This window comes from Actibacterium naphthalenivorans (assembly GCF_014196965.1).
In the GTDB taxonomy this organism is placed as follows: Bacteria; Pseudomonadota; Alphaproteobacteria; order Rhodobacterales; family Rhodobacteraceae; genus Actibacterium_A; species Actibacterium_A naphthalenivorans.
The window spans coordinates 210,479-234,663 of record NZ_JACIEQ010000005.1 but is presented as its reverse complement, the minus strand read 5'-3'; the positions used below and the strand labels follow the sequence as shown (position 1 = coordinate 234,663).

22 protein-coding genes are annotated in these 24,185 nt (G+C 65.7%); 10 read left to right on the top strand and 12 right to left on the bottom strand.

Annotation, left to right across the window (positions count from 1 at the left end):
* Positions 1 to 62: 62 nt before the first annotated feature.
* Positions 63 to 728, bottom strand: coding sequence for an OmpA family protein (locus GGR17_RS16495; protein WP_037207138.1), 666 nt, complete (start codon positions 726 to 728; stop codon positions 63 to 65).
* Positions 729 to 845: 117 nt separating this feature from the next.
* A complete protein-coding gene (locus GGR17_RS16490) occupies positions 846 to 1,700 on the bottom strand; it encodes a bifunctional helix-turn-helix domain-containing protein/methylated-DNA--[protein]-cysteine S-methyltransferase (protein ID WP_054539654.1) in 855 nt (284 codons plus the stop codon).
* Positions 1,701 to 2,061: 361 nt separating this feature from the next.
* Here GGR17_RS16490 and GGR17_RS16485 point away from each other — a divergent pair, with 361 nt between their 5' ends.
* The 3 genes from GGR17_RS16485 to GGR17_RS16475 all read left to right on the top strand — a co-directional run bounded on the left by GGR17_RS16485 (position 2,062) and on the right by GGR17_RS16475 (position 5,034).
* Positions 2,062 to 3,333, top strand: a complete 1,272-nt coding sequence (locus GGR17_RS16485; protein ID WP_054539653.1) for a VPLPA-CTERM sorting domain-containing protein — start codon at positions 2,062 to 2,064, stop codon at positions 3,331 to 3,333.
* Positions 3,334 to 3,406: 73 nt separating this feature from the next.
* Positions 3,407 to 4,051 carry an endonuclease III gene (gene nth / locus GGR17_RS16480; RefSeq protein ID WP_054539652.1) on the top strand — a complete coding sequence of 215 codons (645 nt, stop codon included), beginning with the start codon at positions 3,407 to 3,409 and terminating at the stop codon, positions 4,049 to 4,051.
* On the top strand, positions 4,048 to 5,034 hold the full coding sequence (locus GGR17_RS16475; RefSeq protein WP_054539651.1) for an adenosine kinase: 987 nt from the start codon (positions 4,048 to 4,050) through the stop codon (positions 5,032 to 5,034). Before nth ends, GGR17_RS16475 begins: the two co-directional genes overlap by 4 nt.
* 296 nt (positions 5,035 to 5,330) lie before the next feature.
* Here the strand turns inward: GGR17_RS16475 and GGR17_RS16470 are convergent, their stop codons facing one another.
* Positions 5,331 to 6,146, bottom strand: coding sequence for a phosphate ABC transporter ATP-binding protein (locus GGR17_RS16470; protein ID WP_328705653.1), 816 nt, complete (start codon positions 6,144 to 6,146; stop codon positions 5,331 to 5,333).
* A 105-nt stretch (positions 6,147 to 6,251) separates the two neighbouring features.
* The gene (locus tag GGR17_RS16465; protein WP_054539650.1) at positions 6,252 to 7,055 is read right to left on the bottom strand and encodes a sulfotransferase family protein; all 804 of its coding nucleotides are present in this window, start codon (positions 7,053 to 7,055) and stop codon (positions 6,252 to 6,254) included.
* Between the two features lie 139 nt (positions 7,056 to 7,194).
* On the opposite strand from GGR17_RS16465, the gene GGR17_RS16460 reads away from it, so the two are divergent.
* Positions 7,195 to 8,772 (top strand): DUF5928 domain-containing protein, encoded by a 1,578-nt coding sequence (locus GGR17_RS16460; protein WP_054539649.1) that lies wholly within the window; start codon positions 7,195 to 7,197, stop codon positions 8,770 to 8,772.
* An 8-nt stretch (positions 8,773 to 8,780) separates the two neighbouring features.
* Entirely contained in the window at positions 8,781 to 9,164 is a 384-nt protein-coding gene (locus GGR17_RS16455; protein ID WP_037207119.1) for an HIT domain-containing protein, read from the top strand.
* A 4-nt stretch (positions 9,165 to 9,168) separates the two neighbouring features.
* Here the strand turns inward: GGR17_RS16455 and GGR17_RS16450 are convergent, their stop codons facing one another.
* The gene (locus GGR17_RS16450) at positions 9,169 to 10,092 is read right to left on the bottom strand and encodes a PHP domain-containing protein (protein ID WP_054539648.1); all 924 of its coding nucleotides are present in this window, start codon (positions 10,090 to 10,092) and stop codon (positions 9,169 to 9,171) included.
* An 82-nt stretch (positions 10,093 to 10,174) separates the two neighbouring features.
* Between GGR17_RS16450 and GGR17_RS16445 the strand changes: the two genes are divergently transcribed.
* On the top strand, positions 10,175 to 10,750 hold the full coding sequence (locus tag GGR17_RS16445; RefSeq protein WP_082386657.1) for a tetratricopeptide repeat protein: 576 nt from the start codon (positions 10,175 to 10,177) through the stop codon (positions 10,748 to 10,750).
* A 60-nt stretch (positions 10,751 to 10,810) separates the two neighbouring features.
* On the opposite strand, the gene GGR17_RS16440 is transcribed toward GGR17_RS16445, so the two are convergent.
* From GGR17_RS16440 to GGR17_RS16415, 6 genes are all read right to left on the bottom strand, one after another.
* On the bottom strand, positions 10,811 to 11,104 hold the full coding sequence (locus GGR17_RS16440) for a hypothetical protein (protein ID WP_054539646.1): 294 nt from the start codon (positions 11,102 to 11,104) through the stop codon (positions 10,811 to 10,813).
* 51 nt (positions 11,105 to 11,155) lie between these two features.
* Positions 11,156 to 11,851: a hypothetical protein gene (locus tag GGR17_RS16435; protein WP_054539645.1), complete on the bottom strand. Its 696-nt coding sequence runs from the start codon at positions 11,849 to 11,851 to the stop codon at positions 11,156 to 11,158.
* 10 nt (positions 11,852 to 11,861) lie between these two features.
* Entirely contained in the window at positions 11,862 to 12,692 is an 831-nt protein-coding gene (locus GGR17_RS16430; RefSeq protein WP_054539644.1) for an ABC transporter permease, read from the bottom strand.
* Complete coding sequence (locus tag GGR17_RS16425; protein ID WP_054539643.1) at positions 12,689 to 14,095, bottom strand: ABC transporter permease; 1,407 nt, start codon at positions 14,093 to 14,095, stop codon at positions 12,689 to 12,691. The genes GGR17_RS16430 and GGR17_RS16425 overlap by 4 nt, the downstream gene beginning before the upstream one ends.
* Entirely contained in the window at positions 14,092 to 15,222 is a 1,131-nt protein-coding gene (locus GGR17_RS16420) for an ABC transporter ATP-binding protein (RefSeq protein ID WP_054539642.1), read from the bottom strand. The genes GGR17_RS16425 and GGR17_RS16420 overlap by 4 nt, the downstream gene beginning before the upstream one ends.
* A gap of 122 nt (positions 15,223 to 15,344) precedes the next feature.
* The gene (locus tag GGR17_RS16415; RefSeq protein WP_037207102.1) at positions 15,345 to 16,469 is read right to left on the bottom strand and encodes an extracellular solute-binding protein; all 1,125 of its coding nucleotides are present in this window, start codon (positions 16,467 to 16,469) and stop codon (positions 15,345 to 15,347) included.
* A 187-nt stretch (positions 16,470 to 16,656) separates the two neighbouring features.
* Here GGR17_RS16415 and GGR17_RS16410 point away from each other — a divergent pair, with 187 nt between their 5' ends.
* The 4 genes from GGR17_RS16410 to selD all read left to right on the top strand — a co-directional run bounded on the left by GGR17_RS16410 (position 16,657) and on the right by selD (position 23,032).
* A complete protein-coding gene (locus GGR17_RS16410) occupies positions 16,657 to 17,313 on the top strand; it encodes an ABC transporter ATP-binding protein (protein WP_082386656.1) in 657 nt (218 codons plus the stop codon).
* Complete coding sequence (locus tag GGR17_RS16405) at positions 17,313 to 19,727, top strand: ABC transporter permease (RefSeq protein ID WP_054539641.1); 2,415 nt, start codon at positions 17,313 to 17,315, stop codon at positions 19,725 to 19,727. The genes GGR17_RS16410 and GGR17_RS16405 overlap by 1 nt, the downstream gene beginning before the upstream one ends.
* Positions 19,717 to 20,757 (top strand): lipocalin-like domain-containing protein, encoded by a 1,041-nt coding sequence (locus tag GGR17_RS16400; protein ID WP_054539640.1) that lies wholly within the window; start codon positions 19,717 to 19,719, stop codon positions 20,755 to 20,757. Before GGR17_RS16405 ends, GGR17_RS16400 begins: the two co-directional genes overlap by 11 nt.
* Positions 20,758 to 20,836: 79 nt before the next feature.
* Positions 20,837 to 23,032: a selenide, water dikinase SelD gene (selD, locus tag GGR17_RS16395; protein ID WP_054539639.1), complete on the top strand. Its 2,196-nt coding sequence runs from the start codon at positions 20,837 to 20,839 to the stop codon at positions 23,030 to 23,032.
* Here the strand turns inward: selD and mnmH are convergent.
* Complete coding sequence (mnmH, locus tag GGR17_RS16390; protein ID WP_054539638.1) at positions 23,016 to 24,080, bottom strand: tRNA 2-selenouridine(34) synthase MnmH; 1,065 nt, start codon at positions 24,078 to 24,080, stop codon at positions 23,016 to 23,018. The genes selD and mnmH overlap by 17 nt on opposite strands.
* Positions 24,081 to 24,185 lie beyond the last annotated feature (105 nt).

The window sequence follows — 24,185 nt, the reverse complement described above, 5'->3', positions numbered from 1 at the left end:
GCGTGGAGGCGGCAACCGGGAAAGGCCGGGCGTGCGCCGCCCGGCCTGTTGCTGCATCGCCGTCAGGCGTTGGGGCGGATGATGATATTGACCCGGCGGTTCTGCGCGCGGCCTTCCGGCGTCAGGTTCGACGCGACAGGTTCATCCTCGCCCCGCCCATAAGAGCGGATGCGCGACGAGGCGACGCCGGAACTCCGAAGAACGGAGGCCACCGAACTCGCGCGGCGTGCCGAAAGCGCCTGGTTGTAAGACGCGCTGCCGACGTTGTCTGTGTGGCCGATGATATCGACGGTGGTATTCGGATAGTCGTTCAGGCTGGCGGCAAGCACGTGCAGGTCGGATTGCAGGCTGGACGAAACCGTATCACTGTCGAAGGCGAACAGGATATCCTGCGGCATGGTCACGATCAGTTCGGACCCGGTGTTGACCACGGTGATCTGATTGTTGTCGAAATCCTGACGCAGCTCGGCGGCCTGTTTGTCAAGCCGGTTGCCGATCACGCCGCCGACGCTTGCACCGACGATGCCGCCGATGACGGCGCCCTTGTTGCGCTCTGCCGAGTTGTCACCGGTCATGGCGCCTACAGCCGCGCCAAGGGCCGCGCCAAGCGCCACGCCCTCTTTCGTGCGCTTGTCGGGGTCGCTGGTCTGAACCGAAGGATCGGTACATGCCGAAAGCGCCAGCGCGCCCATGGCGACGATGGTCAGGGGAAGTTTCGCTTGAATCATTACTGCCTCTCAGTTTGGCCCGATCTTGGGATACCGCCGAGCATATATGCATTCCTCGGCGTTTAACGAAGGGCAGCACGAAAAGTTCCGGCCGGGCGGCGGGAATTCGCCAGCGGGTCAGGGGGCGGTTGCCTCAGCCGCATCCGCGCGCGCGGCTTCCCAGGCGAGAATCGCCCGTTTGACCGGCAGGCCCCAGTGATACCCGCCCAGCCCGCCCGATTTCCGCAGGGCCCGGTGGCAGGGGATCAGAAAACTGATCGGGTTGCGCCCCACCGCGGTGCCCACCGCCCGCACCGCCTTGGGATGGCCGATGGCCTGCGCGATCTCTGAATAGGTCGTGACCTGCCCCGACGGGACACTTAGAAGCGCCTCCCACACCTTGATCTGAAAAGGGGCCCCGATCAGGTGCAGCCGCGCCTCGCCCGATTGGCGAAAGGCGGCGGAGACGGCCGGTTCCAAGCGTTCCGGCGCCTCGACGAACCGCGCGGCCGGCCAGCGGGCGCGCATGTCTTCGAACCCGGCCTCGGGCCCGGTTTCCTCGGTGAAGGCCAGCCCGCACAGGCCCTTTTCGGTGCCCATCGCCAGGGTTTCGCCGAAGGGGCCGGGAAACCAGCCGTACCAGATGGTCAGCCCGGCGCCCTTCTGGGCGAAGGTGCCGGGGCTCATCGCCTCCCAGCGCAGGAACAGATCATGCAGGCGCCCGCCGCCCGAAAGCCCGGCGCCCGCTGCGGCCTCCAACGTGGTGAAGCGTTCGCGCAACAGCGCCTTGGCATGCCCCAGCGCCAGATATTGCTGGTACCGCTTGGGCGACACACCGGCCCAGCGGCTGAACAGGCGCTGAAAATGCGCCGGGCTCATCTGCATCTCGTTCGAAAGCTCTTCCAGCGTCAGGCACGCGCCGCCCTGCGCATCGATCCTGTCGATCGCGCGGCGCATGACGTTGTAGTGATAGTTGCGTTCTGTTTCGTCCATCGCTCTTCACCCGCAGGTTCGCTTTGCCATCTATTTGGCGGCAGGCGGGGCGCAGGTCGACCCGAATGATGCGCAAATGCCTTGATGAAATCGGGAGAATAACGGGCTTTCGCTGGTTATTGTATCCACTTTAAGGCGAATGAGGGGAATTTTTGAAGATTGATTTATCTTGCGGGACGACCGGCAAATTAAGGCAAAAATGTGTTGCCATAGACATTTTGAATCACGAATATGTGAATAGGGCGCGGGAGGGTGCCCTGGGAAGTGAATTGTCAGGCGAGCCGGTCGTTCGATTGCGAAGGCCGCGATGCTCTGGACGCACCAAAAAATCAAATTTTGTGGAAGTGAATGGAGGAATGGTATGACTGCCATTGCCAAGAGACGGCTGTTTTGCACGATCTGTGCGGCCGCAATCGCGCCCGGATTGGCATCCGCCGCGACAATCACCACCTGGGACACGGCGAACGTTGTCGTCGGCCCCGCAGACCTTCCGGATGGCGAAACCGGATTCAGCGTGATCTATGATCGCGATCTCGGCGGCCTCGATCCGCTGATTTCCGGTGCGGCCTCCAATGGCCGGATCGCCTATTCCGAACCAGAGGCGACATCGCCCGGCCTGCGGGTGGAAAATGACGCCTACGAACTCGGCGGACCGGCCCCCAAGGATGTCGCCTCGGGGTGCATCATGGCCTCGAGCGCCTCGACCTGCGATGGCCCGTTCCAGAGCGGCAAGCGGTTCAAGCAGCAACTCACCGGTATCGGCGAGGTCGACCTTGTGTTCGGCGTGGATGTGACCACCGATCCGGTTGATCAGGACGGCGTGCTGAGCGTCGACGCTCCCGTCGGCTATCAGGTGTATCATCGGCTGGTGAACCTGACCGGGCAGAGCATCGAATCCTTCAGCATTCAGCTTGGCTCGGGCATTGGCGATAATTTCGTTGCCTCGAGCGCGGGCGACGGGCTGTCCTTCTCGGCTGCGTTCACCTCGGGTCCGCAGGATCTCAACGCGTTCAGCCAGTATCCGTTCGGCCTGTTCGGCGATGCCTCGACCAACCCGAACTTCACGATCGACGGGTTCTTCGACACCCAGCGAACCGGGTTCGATCTGGACATGACCGAAGATCTGATCACCAGCGGCGATATGTATGGTTCCTATTCCGACACGTTTGGCGCCTGGATGTCGCAGGAAATGGCGCCCGATGGGCTGTTCTGGGATTTCGACGGCGATCCGACCACCGATGCGCTGCTGCTGGCCTGGCAAACGCCTGACGGCGCATGGGAGGTGCGTCGCGAGGCAACGACCACCTGCACCGATCCGGCGGACCTGACCACCTGCAGCTATGGCACGACGCTGGACAGCTACACCACCTTCGCGGATGTCGCGGGCGCGGCGGATTTCCTGGGGCTGTCACTGGCAGCAGGAGAGGTTGAAACCGGGCTGATCGAAGATCTGGCGAACCTCAACGAGAACTACGCCATCCTGGTCGACGACACGTATCAGCAAGACAGGTTCACGCTGCGCGTTTCGACGGTTGCCTCGGTCGCCGCCGTGCCACTGCCGGCCACGGCACCGCTGCTGATCGCCGGTCTGGGCGCGATGGGCTTTGCCCGCCGCCGGCGCCGCCAGAGCTGAACCGGCCAAATACCACGCGCGGCGCCCCTGAAATGCAGTTGCAGAGGGCGCCGCGCCCGTGCCATCTGAAGCAATGGCCCGTCAACTCGATTATCATACCCTGCGCGCGATTTTCACCCGGTTCCGGGCGCATGAGCCCGAACCGAAGGGCGAACTGGAACATGTGAACGCCTATACGCTTGTCGTGGCGGTGGCGCTTTCGGCCCAGGCCACCGATGCCGGTGTGAACAAGGCCACGCGGGCCCTGTTCAAGATCGCAGACACACCGGAAAAGATGCTGGATCTGGGCGAGGAAGGGCTGATCGAACATATCAAGACGATCGGCCTTTACCGCAACAAGGCCAGGAACGTCATCAAGATGAGCCGCATCCTGGTTGAGGATTATGGCGGCGAGGTGCCCTCTTCGCGCGCCGCGCTGCAGTCGCTGCCCGGCGTCGGGCGCAAGACGGCGAATGTGGTGCTGAACATGTGGTTCCACTATCCCGCGCAGGCGGTCGATACCCATATCTTCCGGGTCGGTAACCGCACCGGCATCGCCGCCGGCAAGGATGTGGACGCCGTGGAGCGGGCCATAGAAGACAACATCCCGGTCGCGTTTCTGCAGCATGCCCACCACTGGCTGATCCTGCATGGCCGCTATGTCTGCAAGGCGCGCAAACCCGTCTGCCCCAACTGCATCATCCGTGATCTCTGCCCGTTCGAGGAGAAGACCCTGTGAAAAAGACCTATCAGGTTGTCGGTATCGGCAACGCCATCGTCGATGTGCTGACCCAGTGCGATGACAGCTTCCTCGATCTGATGGGGATTCAGAAAGGCATCATGCAACTGGTCGAACGCAAACGCGGCGAGATGCTGTACGGCGCGATGCGCGGCCGGACACAGGCGCCGGGCGGGTCGGTGGCGAACACGCTGGCGGGGCTGGGCAATCTGGGCCTGTCCACCGGTTTCATCGGGCGGGTACATGACGATGCGCTGGGCCAGTTCTATGCCGCTGAAATGGCCCGCGACGGCACCGATTTCGTGAACCCTCCGGTCACGGGCGGCGAGCTTCCGACCTCGCGCAGCATGATCTTCGTGTCGCCCGATGGCGAACGGTCGATGAACACCTATCTGGGCATTTCCGCCGAACTGGGCCCCGATGACGTGGCCGACGATGTGGCGGGGCAGGCCGAGATCCTGTTCCTCGAGGGCTATCTTTATGACAAGCCCAAGGGCAAGCAGGCCTTTGACCGGGCGGCAAGGGTCTGCCGCGAAAGCGGCGGCAAGGCCGGGATTACCCTGTCAGACCCTTTCTGCGTCGACCGGCACCGCGACAGTTTCCGCCGGCTGGTGAAAGAACTCGACTATGTCATCGGCAACGAGCACGAGTGGGAAGCGCTTTATCAGACCGACCTTGGCGCGGCGCTGGAACAGGCGGCATCGGAAAGCGGGCTGGTGGTCTGCACCCGGTCAGGCCACGACGTGGTGCTCGTGCGGGGCGCGGAAGAGGCGGTTGTGCCGGTCAAGCGCATCGTGCCGGTGGATGCCACCGGCGCGGGCGATCAGTTCGCTGCGGGGTTTCTTTACGGCCTTGCCACCAGTCAGTCGCTGGAAACCTGCGGGCGCATGGGCAACGTGGCCGCGGCAGAGGTCATCAGCCATTTCGGCGCCCGGCCCGAGGCGAGCCTGAAGGAGCTGTTCAGGAAAAATGGGCTGATCTGAGCCAACCCTCTGCCGCCCAGGCCCGCGCGCCTGCCCGGCGTTGGACCCGGTGCGCCCGTTCCGCGCGCGGAACTTTCTTGCCTTCGGCGAGGATACTTGACCGAAAAAGAAGCGGGCAGAAGGTGCGCCCCGGCCATCCGGACCGGGGCGGCTTCTTCTTCGGCGGTCATCGGCGTCCCCGCCTGTACCGCACGCCCAGTTGCTCCGATTCCGGTTTCTTTTTCGTTAAAATATCCTCGGGGGTGAATTGCCCCGGACTTGTTCCGGGGCAAGAGGGGGCAGACAGCCCCCTGCGCTCAGCCAAATTTTCCGCGGATGAATTCCGATGCCTGCCGGGTTTCGGCATGTTCGAAGATCTGCATCGTGGGGCCGAGTTCCAAAAGGTGGCCAAGGTGGAAATAGGCCACCCTGTCGGACACTCGCCGCGCCTCCATCATCGAATGGGTCACCACGACCACCGAATGATCTTTCTTCAGGTCGAGCATCAACTCCTCGACCCGCGCCGTCGCGATCGGATCGATGGAGCCGGTCGGCTCGTCCATCAGCAGCACTTCGGGTTCGGTTGCGAGTGCGCGGGCGATACACAGCCGTTGTTGCTGGCCGCCCGATAGCGCGGTGCCGGCCTGCGAGTGCAGGTGATCCTTCACCTCTTCCCACAGGTCGGCGCGGCGCAGGCAGGTTTCCACATGTTCATCGAGATCGGCCCGGGTGCGGGTCAGCCCGTGGATGCGCGCGCCATAGGCCACGTTGTCATAGACCGATGTGGTGAACGGGTTGGGTTTCTGCGCGACCCAGCCGAATCTTTTGCGGTGCAGCGGCGGGTCGATGTCGGGGGCATAGATATCGTGCCCGTCCATCAGGATGCGCCCTTCGATCCGGACATCCCGCGTCAGGTCGTGCATCCGGTTCAGCGCCTTCAGTGCGGTGGACTTGCCGCAGCCGGACGGGCCGATGAAAGCGAGGATCTCGGACGGGTAGAGATCGAAGTTCACGTCGAACAGCGCCTGTTTCTCTCCGTACCACAGGCTCAGGTCGAGAATTTCCATGATCGGGTCGGTGTTGCGCCCGGACGGGTGATAGATGCTTTTGGGAAGTTCTTCGTGACCTTGCATCGCGCGAGTCCCTCTGGAGGTTCGCCGCCAATGTCGCCTGATCCGTGACCGGGCAATTCGATCCAGATCAAGAAAAGCGAGGTTTCATGAAACCTTCACAAAACGTCAGTCGCCCAGCTTGGCGTGGACCTCGTCCAGATCGACCTCGCCCAGGGGCATCTTGTTGCCGGGGTTTTCGAAATCGTATTTGAAGAGGGTGAAGTCGCGCTTGTAGATTTCATAGACCAGATGCATCGACAGGTCATCGAAGTAATCCGCCACCGGATGGGCGCGTTTCGGGCCGTGGCCTTCGGATTCGTTGAAGCGCGGGATCGTGGCCAGATCGACGGTATGCGCGGTTTCGATGGCATCCAGAACCGACTGCATCCCTTCGTTGAATTTCTCGGTGAAGAAGATGTTGTCGTAGCGCCCGCCGTTCACGATGAAGGTTGAGACATGCCCCGACATCGCCGACCAGTGGATGTCCGGCTCCATCGGGCGGCGCCAGCGGATGGTGTCGCGCGCGAACAGCAGGAACCGGCGGAACGATGCGATCTGGTCGAAGTCGCCCTCCACCTCGATCCCGTATTTCTGGGTCAGCAGCGGCACGAGATTGCCGCGATAGCGCTTGCCGTTGCGCTGAATGCCGCAGATCTTGTCGAAGAAGGACGACAGGATGCGGGTATAGGGGTTGCGGACGCAGGTGAAGGCATAGGATTTATGCCCCTTCACATTGCGCTCGATCAGCTTGTGGCTGTCTTCCAGCGCCCATTTATGCATCCCCTTGGTTGCATCATGGATATCGCCGTCGAAAAACGCGCCATGGTCGGAATAGTACATGATCTGGCCGATGGTCGAGCAGGCGCATTTCGGCACGACCCGGTAAACCACGCTTTCACTTTCCGTCATCCATGTGCCCGGAAACCCCATTCGCCCTTGCCTCCATGCCGGTTGCTTTGGTGCCCGGCTTTCTCGACCTACAAAAAAGCAAAGAAATGCTGTTTATTCAACGTCCCTTCACGCTATCAACGTAAAGACTGGCCCGCATGCACGAGATACTGACCCGCTAATGGCTAAAATCGCGTATATTCTGCTGTGTCACAAGGATCCTGACGCGATCGTTCAACAGGCCGAGCGGTTGACTGCGGCGGGCGATTTCATGTCGATCCATTTCGACGCCCGCGCGAGGAAAGAGCATTTCGAGGCGATTTCCGAGGCGCTGAAAGACAATCCCAATGTCGTCTTCGCGAAAAAGCGCATCAGATGCGGTTGGGGCGAATGGTCATTGGTGCAGGCCACCCTGCATGCGGTCGAGGCCGCGGAAGAAGCGTTTCCCCGCGCCACGCATTTCTACATGCTGTCGGGCGATTGCATGCCGATCAAATCCGCCGAATACATGCACCGCTTTCTCGATGATCGCGATGTCGATCTGATCGAAAGCTTCGATTTCCTGGCGTCCGACTGGATCAAGACCGGAATGAAGCGCGAGCGGTTGATCTATCGCCATTTCTTCAACGAAAGAAAGCACAAGCGGCTGTTCTACGGGTCGTACAACTTGCAAAAACGGCTGGGGCTAACGCGGCGCATCCCGTCCGATCTGCAGATCATGATCGGCAGCCAGTGGTGGTGTCTGCGGCGCCGCACGATCGAGGCGGTGCTGGAGTTCTGCCGCCAGCGGCGCGATGTGCTGTGGTTCTTCCGCACGACCTGGATCCCGGACGAGACGTTCTTTCAGACCCTCGTGCGCCATCTGGTGCCCGAAGAAGAGATCGAGACCCGGACGCCGACCTTTCTGATGTTCTCGGACTATGGAATGCCGATCACCTTTTACAACGATCACTACGACATGCTGCTGAGCCAGGATTTCCTGTTCGCGCGCAAGATTTCGCCCGAGGCCAAAGAGCTGAAGCGGCGGCTGGGCGCGGTCTATGCCAGCCAGGGGATGGAGTTCCGGATCTCGAACGAGGGCGCCAGCCTGTTCAAGTTCCTCACCGGGCGCGGCCGCGTCGGGCGCCGGTTCGCGCCGCGTTTCTGGGAAACCGAATCGAGCCTGGGGCGCGAGCGCGAGTTGATGATCGTGACCTGCAAGAAATGGCATGTGGCCAAGCGCCTGCTGGAACGCGCCCGTCAGGTGACCAACCTGCCCGCCATCGAATACCTGTTCAACGAGGAAGACACGGCGCTGCCCGATCTGGGCGGCATCCAGTCGACGCTGGAAAAACGCACGCGGCACCGGCGCGCGCTGATGCGGATGCTGTTCGACTATTACGAGACCGACCGGCTGATGATCTGCATGGACCCGTCCAATCTGGACCTGATGCAGGATTTCTTTTCCGATCGCTGCACCACCCGGCTGCTGGAGATCCAGACGACATTCTCCGACGAATATCTGCTGGGCCACGCCAAGCGCGTGGGGCTGGCGGGCGAGCGGACGCCGCAAGAAACGATCGACCGTTTGCTGCCCACCATCCGCTATGATGTGGTGTTCGAAAGTGATCGCATCCGCGATGCAGATTTCCCCCATTTCTATCGCATCCGTGAAGAGGCGAGTGCCGATGAGAATGCAGAGCCGCTGTCGGCCTTTCTGAGCATCCCCCCCGAACAGGCGCGCGAGATCGCCGCGACCGAATATCTTTACGTCGATTGAGGACACCCATGGCCAAAACTTATGATCCGCAGAACATCTTCGCCAAAATCCTGCGGGGCGAGATCCCCAACAAGACCGTGCTGGAAACCGAGCACAGCCTGGCCTTCCACGACATCGCGCCGCAGGCCCCGCATCATGTGCTGGTCATCCCCAAGGGCGCCTATGTCTGCTATGACGATTTCGCGCTGGAAGCCTCGGAGGCAGAGATCGTCGATTTCACCCGCGCGGTGGGCGAGGTGTGCCGGATGCTGGGCGTGCAGCCTGGCGAAGGCGGCGCCGGGTTCCGTCTGATCTCCAACGCCGGCGACAATGGCCTGCAGGAAGTGCCGCATCTGCATGTGCATATCCTGGCCGGGCGCAGGCTTGGCCGGATGCTGCCCCTGCCCGAATAGGCGGTCAGTCCAGCCAGATCGGGTTCGACCAGGCGCGCTTGCCTGCCCGGTCCGCCACGGTGACACGGATCCAGGGCGAGCGCGCGAACCGGTCCAGCGGGACCGACGCGCTTGTCATCGAACTTCCGTGGATCGCCGTCGCGGCAGAGCCCTGGCCCTGCACGATCACCGCCGTCGCGGCGGAGCAGTCGACCTCGACTGCGGTGCCGGTCAGGCGGATGTCGCGAATCTCGGGGCCTTGCGAGGAATAAAAGGCGCCGTCCTTCAGCGCGGCCACCAAGGCATCGGGCTCGTTCGCCTCTGCCTTGACCATGACCCAACCGCCGAAATGATCGGGCTCGGAAAAATGCGCATCGTCGGTGGCGATCAGGTTCAGCGCGCGCCCTTCCGAAAGCAACAGGTCCAGCGTGTGGAACCCGTCCGGGCGATCGCAGCCGATGGCGCAGCCGTGGTTGTACACCTCGACGGCATGGGCTGCGTCGATGCTGCGCGCGTCTTCCAGCGTCAGGCCCGACCATTGCGGATGGGCGACGGCGACATAGGCCCCGGCCTCGGCACAGCGGCGGGCGATCTCGGGGCCGGTTTCCTGCCCCTCGACAGGCAGGAAATGCGGCGCGTTGCCAGGCGCGAAATCCGCGGGCAGGCCGACGGCCACAATATGCCAGAGTTCGCCGTTCTGCATCGCGCCGGAATGCACTTCGGCCCCCAGGATGGTGGTGAACCCGTCTGCGCGAAAGCCGGTGGTGTCGGTTACGGGATAGTCATACATGCCGATGAAATGATCGGTCAGCGCGATGAAATCATAGCCTTCCGCGCGATAGCGGCGGCACACCTCCTCTGGTGTCAGCACACCGTCGGAGCGGTTCGAATGGGTGTGCAGATTGCCGCGGTAAAACGGGCCGGGGGCGGTGAAAAAGCTGGTCGGCATCGGGTGTCCCTTCTGACATGCGCCTTCGCTTTTGGGGGCGATCCGTGAAGAGTTTGTGACAGGCTTGCAAACTGCGGCGCGGATGACTGATAAACCGGCCATGGTGGATGTCAGCAGCCTTCCCGCGCTCTTGCAGGCCGAGGATTGGGCCGGGGCGGAGCGTCTCTTGCGCCGCGCGGCGAAGGATCGGCGCGCGCCGGCGCAGGTATTCTACAACCTTGGCAAGGTGCTGGAGGCGGGCGGAAAAGCCCCGCAATCGGGGGCGTGGTATCGCCGGGCGGTGGCGGTCGAGCCCGGCTATGCCAATGCCTGGTTCGAGCTGGGGCGCTGGGCGGTCGCAGCGGAGGATCTGGTGCTGGCGGAACAGGCCTTCGCCAGGGCCGCGCGGCTGGTCCCGCAAGACATCGACGCCTGGCGCAATCTGGGCCGCGTGCGGCTGCGGCGCGGGCAATGGGCGCAGGCGCGCACGGCCTGGCTGCATCTGGGCGATGATGCGGAAGCACGGGTGGCGCTCTATCGCGTGACGGCGGAACTGGGCGAGGATACAGGCGCTGCCCGTGCCGCGCTTTTATCGGATCCGGCGCTGCGGCCGCAGGCGATGAAGGCGCTGACGCGGGTGGCGAAGGGCGCGGTGCCGCTGCGCTTTCCGAAACTGTAACCGGCGATTCCCAAAGCGGTTTTTCGCGAAAGGCGACCGGAGGGGCGTGCGGCGCCCGCCCTAATTCTGCACATATCCGTCGCCCGCCGCCTGCGATGCGCGGGCAAAGAAGACCTGACAGGCGCGTTGCTGGGTCGTGTCGGCGAATCCGTTGCGTTGCGCGCTGGCGCATTTGAACAGAAACGGTGAGGGCAGGCCGAATTCATTGGTGCAGGCCACCTCTTCCAGCCCCGAAGGATAGGCCGTCATCATCCATCCCACGCATTGCGCGCGGCGCTGCGCCAGCGGATCCGCTGCCCCGGCCCAGACCGGGCCCGCGGCAATGACCAGTGATATGAAAGCTGCCCGGATCATATGCCCCCTTTTGCCACAAAACTGTTACAAAGGGGTGGAGGCTGTAAAGCCTCAATGCCGGAAGCGGCGGCGGTAGACGCCGGTTTCCGCCTGCAACGCCTCCTGAATCTCACGGCTCTGGGTAACTTCGCCCGAATTCAGGGCAGTTGTTTCACAGCCCACCGCCTCACGCGGCACCGGGATGACCTGTGCCACCGGCGTTCCGGCGGGCAGTGTGCCCTCGAACTTCGTATCGGTCCAGAGCGCGGGGAAATGCACGTAGCCAAGGCCGAACAGATCGCAATCCACCACGCCCGACAGGGTCTGGAACGGCAGATCGGCCCGGTTCAGCGGATGGGTGAACAAAAGAGACCAGCCCGCCGGCGCCTCCAGCGTCCAGAAGTTGGTGAACTTGATGACCATCCGGGCATCCAGATTGACAGGCATCCCGCTGGCCTGCTCGGGCGCGTGCAACCCGATCGGCGCGCGGGTAAGCGGCGCGTCGGGAATGATCGGCGGGTCCCAGTCCCAACTGATCTCGCCGTCCTTCACGTGCAGATCGGTCGCCAGCGGAATCATCAGCCCCAGCGACAGCGCGTCGATGAAGGGGGGGCAGTGTTTCAGCGTCCGGATCGGCGCGCCGCCCAGCGTTTCGGCCTCGACCTGTCCTGGCATGGCGCGCAGCCAGCCGGGCAGGGCCTGAGCCGCGGGCACGGGCCGGGGCAGCAGCGGTTCGAGCTGCGGGTGACAGCGGGCGATGATCTTCATGCGGGCGACATTAGCCGCGCGTGTCCTTCCTGAGAAGGAAGGTATGCGCCAATGTCGCCGAGACCGTCAGCACGATGATGACCGTTCCCACCGCGTTGATCACCGGCGGATGGCCGTTGGCGTTGCGCGACATGGCGCCAATCTCCGTCGCGAAGGTGCAGGCGCCGCCCTTGGCGAACATGGTGGTGTTGTAATTCTCCATCGACGCCAGAAACGAGATGACGGCGGCCGAGGCCAGCGCCGGCAACAGATAGGGCAAGGTGATGCGGGTGAATACGCGAAACGGGGTGGCGCCCAGATCAAGCGCGGCCTCTTCCATCTCCACCGGCTGGCGCTGCAGGCGCGCCATCAGGATCAGCATCGGAAACCCTGCCACAAACGTCAGCTGCGCCATGACGATGGTAAAAAGGCCCGCATCCACGCCCAGCCGGCTCCAGAATACCAGCGCCGACAGGCCCAGCACGATGCCCGGCGCCAGCATCGGCGAAAGCAGCACCCACCACAGAAACCCGTTTGCGCGGCTGCGCCAGCGGGTCAGGAACACCGCCCCCGCCAGCCCCAGCAGCAGCGCCAGCGGCACCACCGCCCCCGCCACCTTCAGCGAATTGCCGAAACAGCCCACGAACCGGTCACGGTCCAGCGCGCGCAGCACCGGATCGGCGCGCAGCTGATCCTGATCGGCCCAGAAGAACGCATACCACTTGCCCGTCAGCCCCTGCCAGTCGGTGACCGAAGGCGGCGAGACATCGTTGAACGAGGTGACGATCATCAGCACCAGCGGCGCGAACATGAACAGCAGGAAGGCGCCGGTGTAAAGGTTGAGCAGCCGTTGAGAGGTCATTGTACCCTCGCGAAATCTTTCAGGCGGGTGCGCATGGCCCACATGAACAGCCCGACCAATCCGAAACAGACCAGCGTATAGGCAAAGGAATAGGCGGCCCCCACGTTGGAATTCTCGCTCTCGAAGAACTTGTTGTAGATCGTCTGACTGAACCATTCCGCCTGCAGGCCCCGGCTGATGATCCGCGGCACCGAAAACGCGCCCGCCGCCAGCATGAAGGTCGAGATGCAGCCAACGGCGATGCCCGGCTTGGAATGGGGGATGATCACGCGCCAATGCACCCGCCACGGTCGCGCGCCCAGATCCTTCGCCGCCTCGATCTGGTTGCGGTCGAGCGTCGACATCACGTTGTAGATCGGGAACACCATGAACAGTACGTAGGTATAGACGATCACCACGAAGATCGTGCCGGGCATCCGCTTGAACTGGATGGCCTCGCCCGCCTGCATGTCGATCACCCCGATCAGGTCGAAAAACGCGTTCAGCAGGCCCTGATTGTCGATGATCGCGGTCCACGCGTAGATCCGCATCAGCTCGACGATCGCATAGGGGATGACAAGGCCCAGAAACAGCCAGGTTGCGCGCTCGGGCGGGGTGGCCAGCGCCACCTTGAAGGCCATCGGGTAACACATCACCAACGCCAGCGCGGTGGCCATGATCGCAAAGCTCAGCGTGCGGGTCAGGGTGATCAGGCCAAGGCGCTTGTAGACCTCGCCCCCGCGCTCGAACCTCAGCCCCAGAAGCGTGAAGAGACGGTTGGAAAGCTGCCGCGCCTCGATTTCGCGCTGCGCCGGCGACAGCGGGATCAGCGTCGCCCCGGCCAGCGCCCCGAAATTCGAAAGCGTCAGGTTGGAAGAGCGCGCCTCCTCCTCCAGCAACCGCTTGTAAAGCGCGTCGGCAAGGTCGGCGATCTGCCCGGCCGCCGCCATCTGTTCGCGCAGCGGCAGGCTGTCGTCCACCGACAGCAGGGGCAGGTCGTAAAGCGCGTCCAGATAGACGCGCGCACCGGCCCCGCGCACCATCGAGGTATGTGTAGTGGCCCTGTCGCACTGAAGGATATAGGGCCGCGTCGCTCCGCCGGCCGCGCCCCCCGCCGAAGGCACCGCCATCCCGCCCGCCGACGGCACCGACATGCCCGAAGCGGATGGGATCGCAAGGCCGCCGCCGGCCGGGGCCACCGCCGCCGCGTCTGCCTCATAGGTCTCCAGAACGCTGATACAGGTCCGCGCGTCGCGCCCCAGCGCCCCGGCGATGGAACTGTCCAGCTGTCGCTTGGGCGATGTGACGGCGCGCTCCAGCATGGTCAGCTGCGGCAGCACGATCAGCACCAGCACCCAGCCCAGAATGGCGGCGACGAACAGCGCCACCAGCCCGCGCCCGTATCCCCGCAAGAGCGCTTTCATCGCGCGGCCAGATCTTCGCGCCCGGTGCGGGCCAGCGGCCCCTCGGGCAGGATCAGCGCGGCGGTACAGGTAAACCCGATCCGCAGGTCGGTTTCGGCGCTGATCGCCGGACCCTCTCCGCTATTGGTCAGATGCATCGCCACCGGCTGCTCCGCGCCCGCCGCCCGCATCTGCAGATTGATGAAAGCCCCCTCCAGATCGCGCCGTTCCAGCCGGGCGGTCAGATGATTGCCAAAGGGCTCGGGCCGGTCGCCCCGTTCAAAACCCATGTTCTCCGGTCGTACGAACAGAATCGCGCTGTCGCCCGGTGCCAGCCCCGCCGGATTTCGGGCGAACATCCGGCCGACGCCGGTGTCGATATAGGCCATGCCATCCTCCAGCGCGACGACGCGGCCGCGAAACTGATTGACCTCGCCCACGAAAGAGGCGGCAAAGGCTGTGGCCGGTGCGGAATATATCTCGTCCCCCGTGCCCACCTGCTCAATCCGGCCCTCGTTCATCACCGCGATCCGGTCCGACATGGTCAGCGCCTCGCCCTGGTCATGGGTGATATAGATGAAGGTCACGCCGGTCTGCTTCTGGATCGCCCGAAGTTCGGCGCGCATATGCTGGCGCAGCTTCAGATCCAGCGCCGAAAGCGGTTCGTCCAGCAACAGCACCGCCGGCTCCACCGCCAGCGCCCGCGCAATCGCGACCCTCTGCCGCTGCCCGCCGGAAAGCTCGGTGGGCTTCTTGCCGCCCTGGTCCTGCAATGCGACCAGCGCCAGCAACTCATCGGCCCGGTCAAGGCGCGCGCGGCGGGGCACACCGCGCGCCTCAAGCCCGAAGGCCACATTCTCGCGCACGCTCATCAGCGGAAAAAGCGCGAGGTTCTGGAATATCAGCGCCGTGGGCCGCGCATTCGGCGCCCGCCCGCTCTGATCCTCGCCGCCGATCAGGATGCGCCCGGCGCTGGGCTCCACGAACCCCGATACCGCGCGCAGGATGGTCGTCTTGCCACAGCCGGACGGGCCGAGGATCGAAAAGAACTCGCCCGCGCCAACGGTCAGATCGGTCGGATGCACGGCGGTAAACCCGTTGGGATAGGTGATGGAAACCCCGTCCAGCGTAACGTCCCTGCCATGCATGTCTTTCATCTTTCCCTAAATATCCCCGCCGGAGGCTCCCGCGCGCGCCACAGGCGGGCCGGCACCAAGAATGCGGGGCCCCCGGCAACAGGGGCCCCCGTTTCTCGCAGAAAAATCGCGGATCAGGCGTTGGTGATGATCTCGACGAACTCGTTGCGGATCGGGGCGAAGAACGGCGTATCGGCCTGCCACCACCACATGTTGCCCAGAACCTCCGGGGTATAAACCTCGTTGAACTGCGCCTTGAACTCCGCGCTGGCGAAATCGGCGGCGCCGGCCACGGCCGAGTTGTAGCCGGTGTTGTTGGCGAACATGCCGCCCACTTCGGGCTGCAGCATGAAGTTCATGAAGGCCACCGCCTGTTCGGGGTTCTCGGCCTGCTTCAGCATGCCGAAGCTGTCGAGCCAGGTGATGATGCCCTCTTTCGGCGCACGGTAGACGAAGTTCTTGTCCTCGCGATTCAGCAGCAGCCCGGTGGTGTCCCAGGTCTGGCCGATCACACAGCCGGCTTCCTTGAAGGCGGCGGTGGCTTCGGTCGCGTTGTTCCAGAAGGCGCCGATGTTTTCCTTGTGCTCCAGGATCCACTTGGTCACGGCGCCCCAGACGCGGCGCGCGTCGTCTTCGGATTTGTACACGTCCAGCATCCGGTTCGACGGCACTTCGCCGACGGCGTCCAGATAAAGGCCCACGCCCATGATCGCCGATTTCTGGCGGAACGCGGCGGCGCCCTTGGCGGCCTCCTGCAGGAACAGGTCGCCGAAAGAGATATCGGCATCGGCGATCGGCAGCTTGCCGCGGTTCAGGGTGATGCCTTCGGTGCCCCAGTCGAACGGCAGCAGGATCTGCTCGCCCTTGAACTGGCCGCCCAGGCTGGCGCTGTCACGCAGGAAAGAGGGGATCACGTTGCCGGTGTTCACGGCTGCCGGAACGGTCGCGAAATAGGTTTCGCCATTGTCATCGAGATAACCGGCGGAGTTGGTGATCGACGGGAAGACCACGTCGAAGCCCTTGCCGCCGTTGGCGCGCACGGTCGATTCGGCCTCGTCGTTCGAACCATAGGTGGTCAGTTCCAGCTTGATGCCGGTGTCGGCCTCGAATTTCTCGGCGATGTTCGGCTGGATATAGTCCTGCCAGGCAAAGACCTTGACCGAGCCGGACGAGGCCAGCGCGTCGGTGGCTTTCAGGACCGCGGGCGCGGCCAGCGCGGCGCCGGTCAGCTGCAATGCGGTACGACGAGTGAAGTTCATGGATGTGTCCCCTGTGTCAGTATGCGCCTCTCGCGCAGACGGAACCGCCCATAGTGCGGCGAGGTGACAGTGGCTCGACGCTTTTGTTGCGCTTTTGTAAAGCCGTCATTCTTTCCGGCCGCTCCGGCGCGATCGGGCTGGCACTTTCGTGGCGGCGGGCTAGGGTTGACAGGCTTGGGGGGTGTGAATGCTGCTTGACGTGCGAGAAGTCGCTAAAGGGTATGAAGCCGGCGCGGGCCGGTTGCAGGTCTTTTCCGATGTCTCCTTCCGCCTGGATGCGGGCGAGGCCGTGGCCCTGACTGGCGAATCCGGCAGCGGCAAAAGCACGCTCCTGCATCTGTGCGCCGGTCTGGACCGGCCCGATGAAGGCCAGGTGCGCCTGGCCGGCCAGGATCTGGCCCCGCTCGACGATCGCGCCCGGGCCGCACTGCGCCGCGAAAGCGTGGGCCTGGTGTTTCAGCAGTTCAACCTGATCCCGTCGCTGAACGTGTCGGCCAACCTGTCGTTTCAGGCCCGCCTGGCCGGGCGCGCGGATGCGGCCTGGCTGGAGCAGTTGGCCGCACGGCTTGGCCTCTCGCCGCTGATGGATCGCTATCCCGAACAGCTTTCGGGCGGTCAGCAACAGCGGGTGGCGATCGGCCGGGCGCTTGCCGGGCGGCCCCGGCTCATTCTGGCCGATGAACCCACCGGCAATCTCGACGCGGCGACAGGCGACGCGGTGATGGCGCTGTTGCTTGGGCTGGTCGCGGAAACCGGCGCCGGGTTGCTGATGGTCACCCATTCCGAACGGCTGGCCGCGCGGCTGGAGCGGCGCCTGCATCTGGCCGGCGGCGGGCTGGCCTGATGTATCGCGCGGCGCTTCTGGCGCTCTTGTCGCATTGGCGCCGCCAGCCGCTGCAGCTCGCCAGTGTTCTTGTCGGGCTGGCACTGGCCACCGCGCTCTGGTCCGGGGTGCAGGCGATCAACGGGCAGGCGCGGGCCAGCTATGACAGGGCGGCGGGGATGCTGGGGCAGGACCGTCTGCCGCAGCTTGTGGCCGAAGACGGGCAGCGGTTTTCACAGGACGTCTACGTTGCGCTGCGGCGCGGGGGCTGGCGCATCTCTCCGGTGCTCGAGGGGCAGTGGCGGCAGGGCGAAACCCGCCTGCGCGTGATCGGGATCGACCCGGTGACAGCCCCGCAGACCCCCGGGGGTGGCGGCGCGGCGCAGGCCGACGGCGATCTGCGCGCGTTCCTGACCCCGCCGGGCATCGCCTTCGGTGCGGCCGAAACCATCGCCGCGCTGCAAGATGTGCCGGGCCTGCCTGCGCTGCGGGTGGCGGATGACAGCCTGCCCGGCACGCTGATCATGGATATCGGCATCGCCCAGACACTTCTGGCCGCGCCGGGGCAGGTGTCGCGGCTGATCGTGCTGCCGGATCAGCCGCTTCGGCAAACGCCCCTGCAAGACGTCGCCCCCGGCCTGACCCGACGCGCGCCGCAGGCCGAGGCCGACATCGCGCGGCTGACCGACAGTTTTCACCTGAACCTGACCGCCTTTGGCCTGCTGTCCTTTGCCGTCGGGCTGTTCATCGTCCACGCGGCCATCGGCCTCGCGTTTGAACAGCGCCGGGCGATGTTTCGCACCCTGCGCGCGCTGGGCCTGCCGCTGGTCGCGCTCACAAGGCTTCTGGTGGCGGAGGTGCTGATCCTGTCCATCCTTGCGGGGTTGGCGGGCATGGCGCTTGGCTATCTTGTCGCGGCGGCGTTGCTGCCGGATGTGGCGGCAACCCTGCGCGGCCTTTACGGGGCCGAGGTGCCGGGCACACTGATCCTGCGCCCCGGCTGGTGGGCCGGGGGCATGGCGATGGCGGTGCTGGGGGCGGGGGCGGCCGCGGCGCAAAGCCTTTGGCGCGTCTGGCGCCTGCCGCTTCTGGCGCCCGCGCAGCCCCGGGCCTGGGTCCGCGCCACCACCCGTTCGCTCTGGCGGCAGGTGGCGATCGCGGGCGCGCTGGCGCTTGTCGCACTGGGGGCGGCGCGGTTCGGCACCGGGCTGCTGGCCGGGTTCATCCTGCTGGGGGCGCTGCTGATGGCGGCGGCGCTGGCGCTTCCCGCTGTGCTGGCGGCGCTGCTCGCCGGGGCCGCGCGGGCGGGCAGGGGCGTTCTGGCGCGGTGGTTCTGGGCAGACACGCGGCAGCAACTGCCGGGGCTGTCGCTGGCGCTGATGGCGCTGTTGCTGGCGCTGGCGGCGAATATCGGCGTGGGCACCATGGTGGCCAGCTTCCGGCTGACCTTCGCCGGCTGGCTGGATCAGCGCCTGTCGGCCGAGCTCTACGTCAGTGCCGAGACCGAGGAACAGGCCGCCCGGCTGCGCGCCTGGCTGGCAACCCGGCCCGGCGATCTTCTTCCACTCTGGTCGGTCGAGGTGCCGCTGTTCGGCGCGCCGGCCACGGTGCAGGGCATCGCCGATCACCCGACCTATCGCCGGAACTGGCCGATGCTGTCGGCCCTGCCGGATGTCTGGGGCAGGGTCGCTTCGGGTGAGGGCGCGTTGATAAACGAGCAACTCGCCCGCCGTGAAGGGCTTGTGCCGGGGGATCCGCTGATCCTGCCCGACGGGGGGCGGATGATCATTGCCGGGGTCTATTCCGATTATGGCAACCCGCGCGGGCAGGTGATGATCGCGGTAGACCGGCTGACCGCGCTGTTCCCCGATGTGGCGCGGCTGCGCCATGCCGTCAGCATCGCGCCAGAGTCCGCACCCGTGCTGGCCCACGCCTTGATCGACGATTTCGGGCTGCCGGAAGACAATGTCAGCGATCAGGCCGCGATCAAGGTGTTTTCCATGGGGATCTTCGAACAGACCTTCGCCGTGACCGCCGCGCTGAATATCCTGACGCTTGGCGTCGCGGGCTTCGCGATCCTCACCAGCCTGCTGACCCTGTCGGCCATGCGCCTGCCGCAGCTCGCGCCGGTCTGGGCTCTGGGTCTGACGCGGGCGCGGCTGGCCTGGCTGGAGCTTGCGCGCGCGCTGATGCTGACGGCGCTGACGATGTTGGTGGCGCTGCCGGTCGGGCTGCTTCTGGCCTGGGCGCTGCTGGCGGTGGTCAACGTTGCGGCCTTCGGGTGGCGCCTTCCGATGCATGTGTTTCCGGCCGACTGGCTGCGCCTTGGCGCGCTGGCGCTGCTGGCGGGGGGGCTGGCGGCCGCCTGGCCCGCCTGGCGCCTGGCGCGGACAGCCCCGGCGGACCTGTTGAAAGTCTTCGCGCATGAACGTTAGGGCACTGCTTATATTCTTGCTCTGGCTGGCCACGCCCGTCTTCGGGCAGGGCTTTGCGGGGCTGGGCGCGGGGGGCGAGGGGTTTGCCCATCCGCAGCGCGGCGCCGAACTGAGCTTTCCCGCCGATCATGGCGCGCATCCCGATTTTCGCATCGAATGGTGGTACCTCACCGCCAACCTGACAGGCGAAGACGGCCGCGACTACGGCGTGCAATGGACGCTGTTCCGCTCGGCCCTGGCGCCGGGCGGCGGCACCGGCTGGGCGACGCCGCAGGTCTGGCTCGGCCACGCCGGGCTGACCACGCCCGACCGGCATTTTGTCGCCGAGCGGATGGCGCGCGGCGGGATCGGGCAGGCCGGTGTCACCGCCGCCCCGTTCGCCGCATGGATCGACGATTGGGAAATGGCGGGCACCACGCCCGACCGGCTGCGCCTTGCCGCCACCGGCGCGGAATTCGCCTATGACCTGCGGCTTGCCGCGACCGGGCCGATCGTGTTGCAGGGCGAGGCCGGTTATTCGGTGAAATCGGCAAGCGGGCAGGCGAGCCATTATTACTCGCAGCCGTTCTACACCGTGAACGGCGTTCTGGATCTGCCCGAAGGCCCCCTTCGCGTGTCCGGGCAAGCCTGGTTGGACAGGGAATGGTCGTCACAGCCGCTGGACGCGGATCAGAGCGGATGGGATTGGGTCTCGCTCCATTTCGACAGTGGTGAAAAGCTGATGGGGTTCCGGCTGCGCGGGGCAGAGGGCGGCTATACCTCGGGCACCTGGATCGGGGCCGATGGCGGGGCGATGCCGTTTGGCGATGGCGTGCTGCGGATGTCGCCGCTGAACCAAACGCGGGTGGCCGGGCGCAAGCTGCCGACGCGCTGGCGGCTGGAACTGCCCGCGCGCGGGCTCGACATCACCGTGAACGCGCTGAACCCGCAGGCGTGGATGGGCACGCGCTTTGCCTATTGGGAAGGCCCGGTGCGGTTCTCGGGCAGCCACGCCGGGCGCGGCTATCTGGAAATGACCGGCTATGACTAGGCGCGGCGCGGCGTCCCCTTTCATGACGCGGCCCGGACCGCTAAGTCTTGGCGGGTAACATCCAGCGGACGCCAACCCCATGCACAGCCCCCTTCCCCTGACCCGAGACCTGGTGCTGATCGGCGGCGGGCATTCCCACGCGCTGGTCCTGCGCAAATGGGGGATGAAGCCGCTGCCCGGCACGCGGCTGACGCTGATCAATCCCGGCCCGACCGCGCCCTATTCGGGGATGCTGCCGGGGCTGGTGGCAGGGCATTATGCGCGGGATGAGCTGGAGATTGATCTGGTGAAGCTGGCGCGTTTCGCCGGGGCGCGGCTGGTGCTGGGCCGGGCCACCGGCATCAACCGCGACGCCCGGCTGATCGAGGTCGAGGGGCGCGCACCGGTATTCTATGATCTTGCCTCGGTCGATATCGGCATCAGCTCCGACCTGCCCGCGCTGGAGGGGTTCACCGAACACGCCGTGCCCGCCAAACCGCTCGGCCCCTTCGCCGAAAGCTGGGAGAGGTACGTGACACAGGTCAGGGCCGGCGATGCCGCCCCTTGCGTTCTGGTCATCGGGGCCGGCGTCGCGGGGGTGGAACTGGCGCTGGCCTGCGCGCATCGCCTGACACAGGAAGGCGTGGCCGGAAAGGTGACGCTGCTGGAGGCTGCAGACACCGCCCTGCGCGGCATCGGCGACGGTGCGCGCCGGGCGCTGCTGGCGCAGATGGGCGAACAGGGTGTCGATCTGCGCACCGGTATCCGCATCGCGCGGGTCACGGCGGAGGGGGTGGAGCTGGAGGGCGGCGAGGTGCTGACCGGCGGCATCACCATTGGCGCGGCGGGCGCGCGGCCGCAGGGCTGGGTGGCGGACACCGGGCTGCAGCTGACCGACGGGTTCATCGACATCGGCCCCGATCTGCGCACGCTGAACGATCCGCTGATCTATGCGGCGGGCGATTGCGCCCATATGACCCATGCACCCCGCCCCAAGGCGGGGGTGTTCGCGGTGCGGCAGGCGCCGGTGCTGGCCCATAACCTGCGCGCCGATCTGACCGGGGGCGCCCGGCGCGGCTACCATCCGCAAAAGGATTACCTGAAACTGATCTCGACCGGGCGCAAACATGCGGTGGCCGACAAGCTGGGCCTGCGGCTGGAAGGTGATGCGCTGTGGCGCTGGAAAGACCGGATCGATCGCAAGTTCATGGGGAAGTTTCATGATCTACCGAAGATGAACGCCGTTCAAGACATCCCGGCAGAGGCGGCGGCGGGCGTCGGCGAGATGCTGGCCGGGGGCGTGCCGCCCTGCGGCGGCTGCGCGGCGAAGCCGGGGGCAGGCGTGCTGCGGGGCGGGCTGGCCGGGCTGCCGGCACCAACGCGGCCGGACGTGCTGCATGGCGCGGGCGATGACGCGGCGGTTTTGCGCCATGGCGACGGGGTGCAGGTGATCACCTCGGATCACTTCCGGGCCTTCATCGAAGACCCTTACATGATGGCCCGCATCGCGGCGGTGCATGCTCTGGGCGATATCTGGGCGATGGGCGCGCGCCCGCAGGCCGCCCTTGCCACGCTGATCCTGCCCCGCATGCGCGACCGGATGCAGGAGCATACGCTGCGCGAGATCATGGCGGCGGCCAGCGCGGTTTTCGGCGCTGCTGGGGCCGATCTGGTGGGCGGGCATACCTCTGTCGGACCCGAGCTGACGGTGGGGTTCACCGTGACCGGCCTGCATGATGGCACCCCCGTCGGGCTGGCGGGCGCGCGGCCGGGCGATGCGCTGATCCTGACCAAGCCGATCGGCAGCGGTACGCTGTTCGCGGCCGAGATGCAGGGCAGGGCCCGTGGCGCCGACATCGCCGCCGCGCTGGCGCAGATGGCCGCGCCGCTTGGCCCCGCGGCGGGCGTGCTGGCGCCGGTGGCCCGTGCGATGACCGACGTGACAGGCTATGGACTGGCGGGGCATCTGCTGACCATCCTGCGGGCCTCTGGCGCGGGGGCGGATCTGCGGCTGGCGGATGTGCCGCTGATGGACGGGGCGCTGGCGCTGGCCGAGGCCGGGGTGCGCTCCAGCCTCTATCCGCAGAACGCGGTGATGCTGTCGGAAGTGGCGGGGGCGGATGCGGGCGACGCCCGCTGCGCCCTGCTGTGCGATCCGCAGACGGCGGGCGGGCTGCTGGCCGCGGTGCCGGGCGATGATCTGGCCCGCATTCTGGACGATCTGAGGGCCGCGGGTGCGCACGCGGCCTGTATCGGCGAAATCGTGGACGGCCCGCCGCTTATCGCCCTGCGCTGAGCATATGCGCGGCGCGGGCCAGCTCTGGCGCGGCGGCGGCGAGCGCGGCGGGGTCCAGCGTTTCAAGTGCCACCGTGTATGATGGCAGATCGTCGAACCGGCCGCGCTGTTTTTCATAGCGCGGGTCGTAATGCGTGGCCATCAGCGATGCGGCAAGCTGTGCGAACGCGCCCTGCGCCACCAGCGCCAGCCAGCCTTCGACCCGTTCGCGCGGGTGTAGCGGGGCCAGCAGCCGCAGCGTGGCGTCCAGCCGGGCGCGATCCTCTATCATGTCGCCATAGGCGCGGGTCAGATAGGCCGCGCGTGCGGCCAGCGGTGCCTGAACCACCAGCCGTGGCGCGGTTTTCATCGCGGCCCACAGCCCGGCGGGAATGTTGATCTGGCCGATCCTGCTCGATTCCCCCTCGACCACCAGCGGGCGCGACGGGTCCAGCCCGGCGGCGGCCATGGCCAGCGCGGTTTCGAACCCCTTCTGCGCAGGCTGCCCGGCGGTCATCGCCCCGAACAGCGAGCCGCGATGGTTCGCCAGCCCCTCCAGATCGATCACCTGCAGGCCCTCGGCGGCCAGCAGCGGCAAGAGTTCGGTCTTGGCCGTGCCGGTATTGCCATCGAGCACCACGACGGGGCAGGGCCAGGGCTTTTCATAAAGATCCGCCTGCACCAGCCGCCGAAAGCTGCGATAGCCGCCCTCGATCGTGTCGGCCTGCCAGCCCACCTGCCGCAGGATAAGTGTGAACGAGCCCGACCGCTGCCCGCCGCGCCAGCAATAGACCAACGGGCGATAACCGCCGGGCTTGTCGGCCAGGGTGGTTTCAAGATGCCGTGCGGCATTGCGCGCCACCAGCGCCGCGCCCAGCTTGCGCGCCAGAAACGGGCTTTGCTGGGTGTAGATCGTGCCGACGCGGGCGCGTTCCTCATTGCTGAGAACCGGCAGGTTGATCGCGCCGGGAATGCGATCTTCCGCGAATTCGGCGGGGGTGCGCACGTCGATCACCTCGTCGAAGGGCAGGCGGGGCAGATCGGAGAGGGAATGGAGCGTTACAGGCATGCGCCTTGATAGGCCCTGCGCGGGGAAACCGGAAGAGACAGCCGCAAAACGATGCGCGGGCCGCGGCATTCCGCGGCACCCCGCCTGAAACGCTTGGGGGCCGGT

Bases quoted from the DNA above. Each gene is read 5' to 3' on its own strand.
- GGR17_RS16400 (WP_054539640.1), top strand. From the start codon at position 19,717: ATGAACGTTAGGGCACTGCTTATATTCTTGCTCTGGCTGGCCACGCCC.
- GGR17_RS16425 (WP_054539643.1), bottom strand. From the start codon at position 14,095: ATGAAAGCGCTCTTGCGGGGATACGGGCGCGGGCTGGTGGCGCTGTTC.
- GGR17_RS16420 (WP_054539642.1), bottom strand. From the start codon at position 15,222: ATGCATGGCAGGGACGTTACGCTGGACGGGGTTTCCATCACCTATCCC.
- mnmH (WP_054539638.1), bottom strand. From the start codon at position 24,080: ATGCCTGTAACGCTCCATTCCCTCTCCGATCTGCCCCGCCTGCCCTTC.
- GGR17_RS16445 (WP_082386657.1), top strand. From the start codon at position 10,175: ATGACTGATAAACCGGCCATGGTGGATGTCAGCAGCCTTCCCGCGCTC.
- GGR17_RS16440 (WP_054539646.1), bottom strand. From the start codon at position 11,104: ATGATCCGGGCAGCTTTCATATCACTGGTCATTGCCGCGGGCCCGGTC.
- GGR17_RS16465 (WP_054539650.1), bottom strand. From the start codon at position 7,055: ATGGGGTTTCCGGGCACATGGATGACGGAAAGTGAAAGCGTGGTTTAC.
- selD (WP_054539639.1), top strand. From the start codon at position 20,837: ATGCACAGCCCCCTTCCCCTGACCCGAGACCTGGTGCTGATCGGCGGC.
- GGR17_RS16430 (WP_054539644.1), bottom strand. From the start codon at position 12,692: ATGACCTCTCAACGGCTGCTCAACCTTTACACCGGCGCCTTCCTGCTG.
- GGR17_RS16490 (WP_054539654.1), bottom strand. From the start codon at position 1,700: ATGGACGAAACAGAACGCAACTATCACTACAACGTCATGCGCCGCGCG.
- GGR17_RS16450 (WP_054539648.1), bottom strand. From the start codon at position 10,092: ATGCCGACCAGCTTTTTCACCGCCCCCGGCCCGTTTTACCGCGGCAAT.
- GGR17_RS16470 (WP_328705653.1), bottom strand. From the start codon at position 6,146: ATGCAAGGTCACGAAGAACTTCCCAAAAGCATCTATCACCCGTCCGGG.
- GGR17_RS16460 (WP_054539649.1), top strand. From the start codon at position 7,195: ATGGCTAAAATCGCGTATATTCTGCTGTGTCACAAGGATCCTGACGCG.
- GGR17_RS16495 (WP_037207138.1), bottom strand. From the start codon at position 728: ATGATTCAAGCGAAACTTCCCCTGACCATCGTCGCCATGGGCGCGCTG.
- nth (WP_054539652.1), top strand. From the start codon at position 3,407: ATGGCCCGTCAACTCGATTATCATACCCTGCGCGCGATTTTCACCCGG.
- GGR17_RS16455 (WP_037207119.1), top strand. From the start codon at position 8,781: ATGGCCAAAACTTATGATCCGCAGAACATCTTCGCCAAAATCCTGCGG.
- GGR17_RS16415 (WP_037207102.1), bottom strand. From the start codon at position 16,469: ATGAACTTCACTCGTCGTACCGCATTGCAGCTGACCGGCGCCGCGCTG.
- GGR17_RS16405 (WP_054539641.1), top strand. From the start codon at position 17,313: ATGTATCGCGCGGCGCTTCTGGCGCTCTTGTCGCATTGGCGCCGCCAG.
- GGR17_RS16435 (WP_054539645.1), bottom strand. From the start codon at position 11,851: ATGAAGATCATCGCCCGCTGTCACCCGCAGCTCGAACCGCTGCTGCCC.
- GGR17_RS16485 (WP_054539653.1), top strand. From the start codon at position 2,062: ATGACTGCCATTGCCAAGAGACGGCTGTTTTGCACGATCTGTGCGGCC.
- GGR17_RS16410 (WP_082386656.1), top strand. From the start codon at position 16,657: ATGCTGCTTGACGTGCGAGAAGTCGCTAAAGGGTATGAAGCCGGCGCG.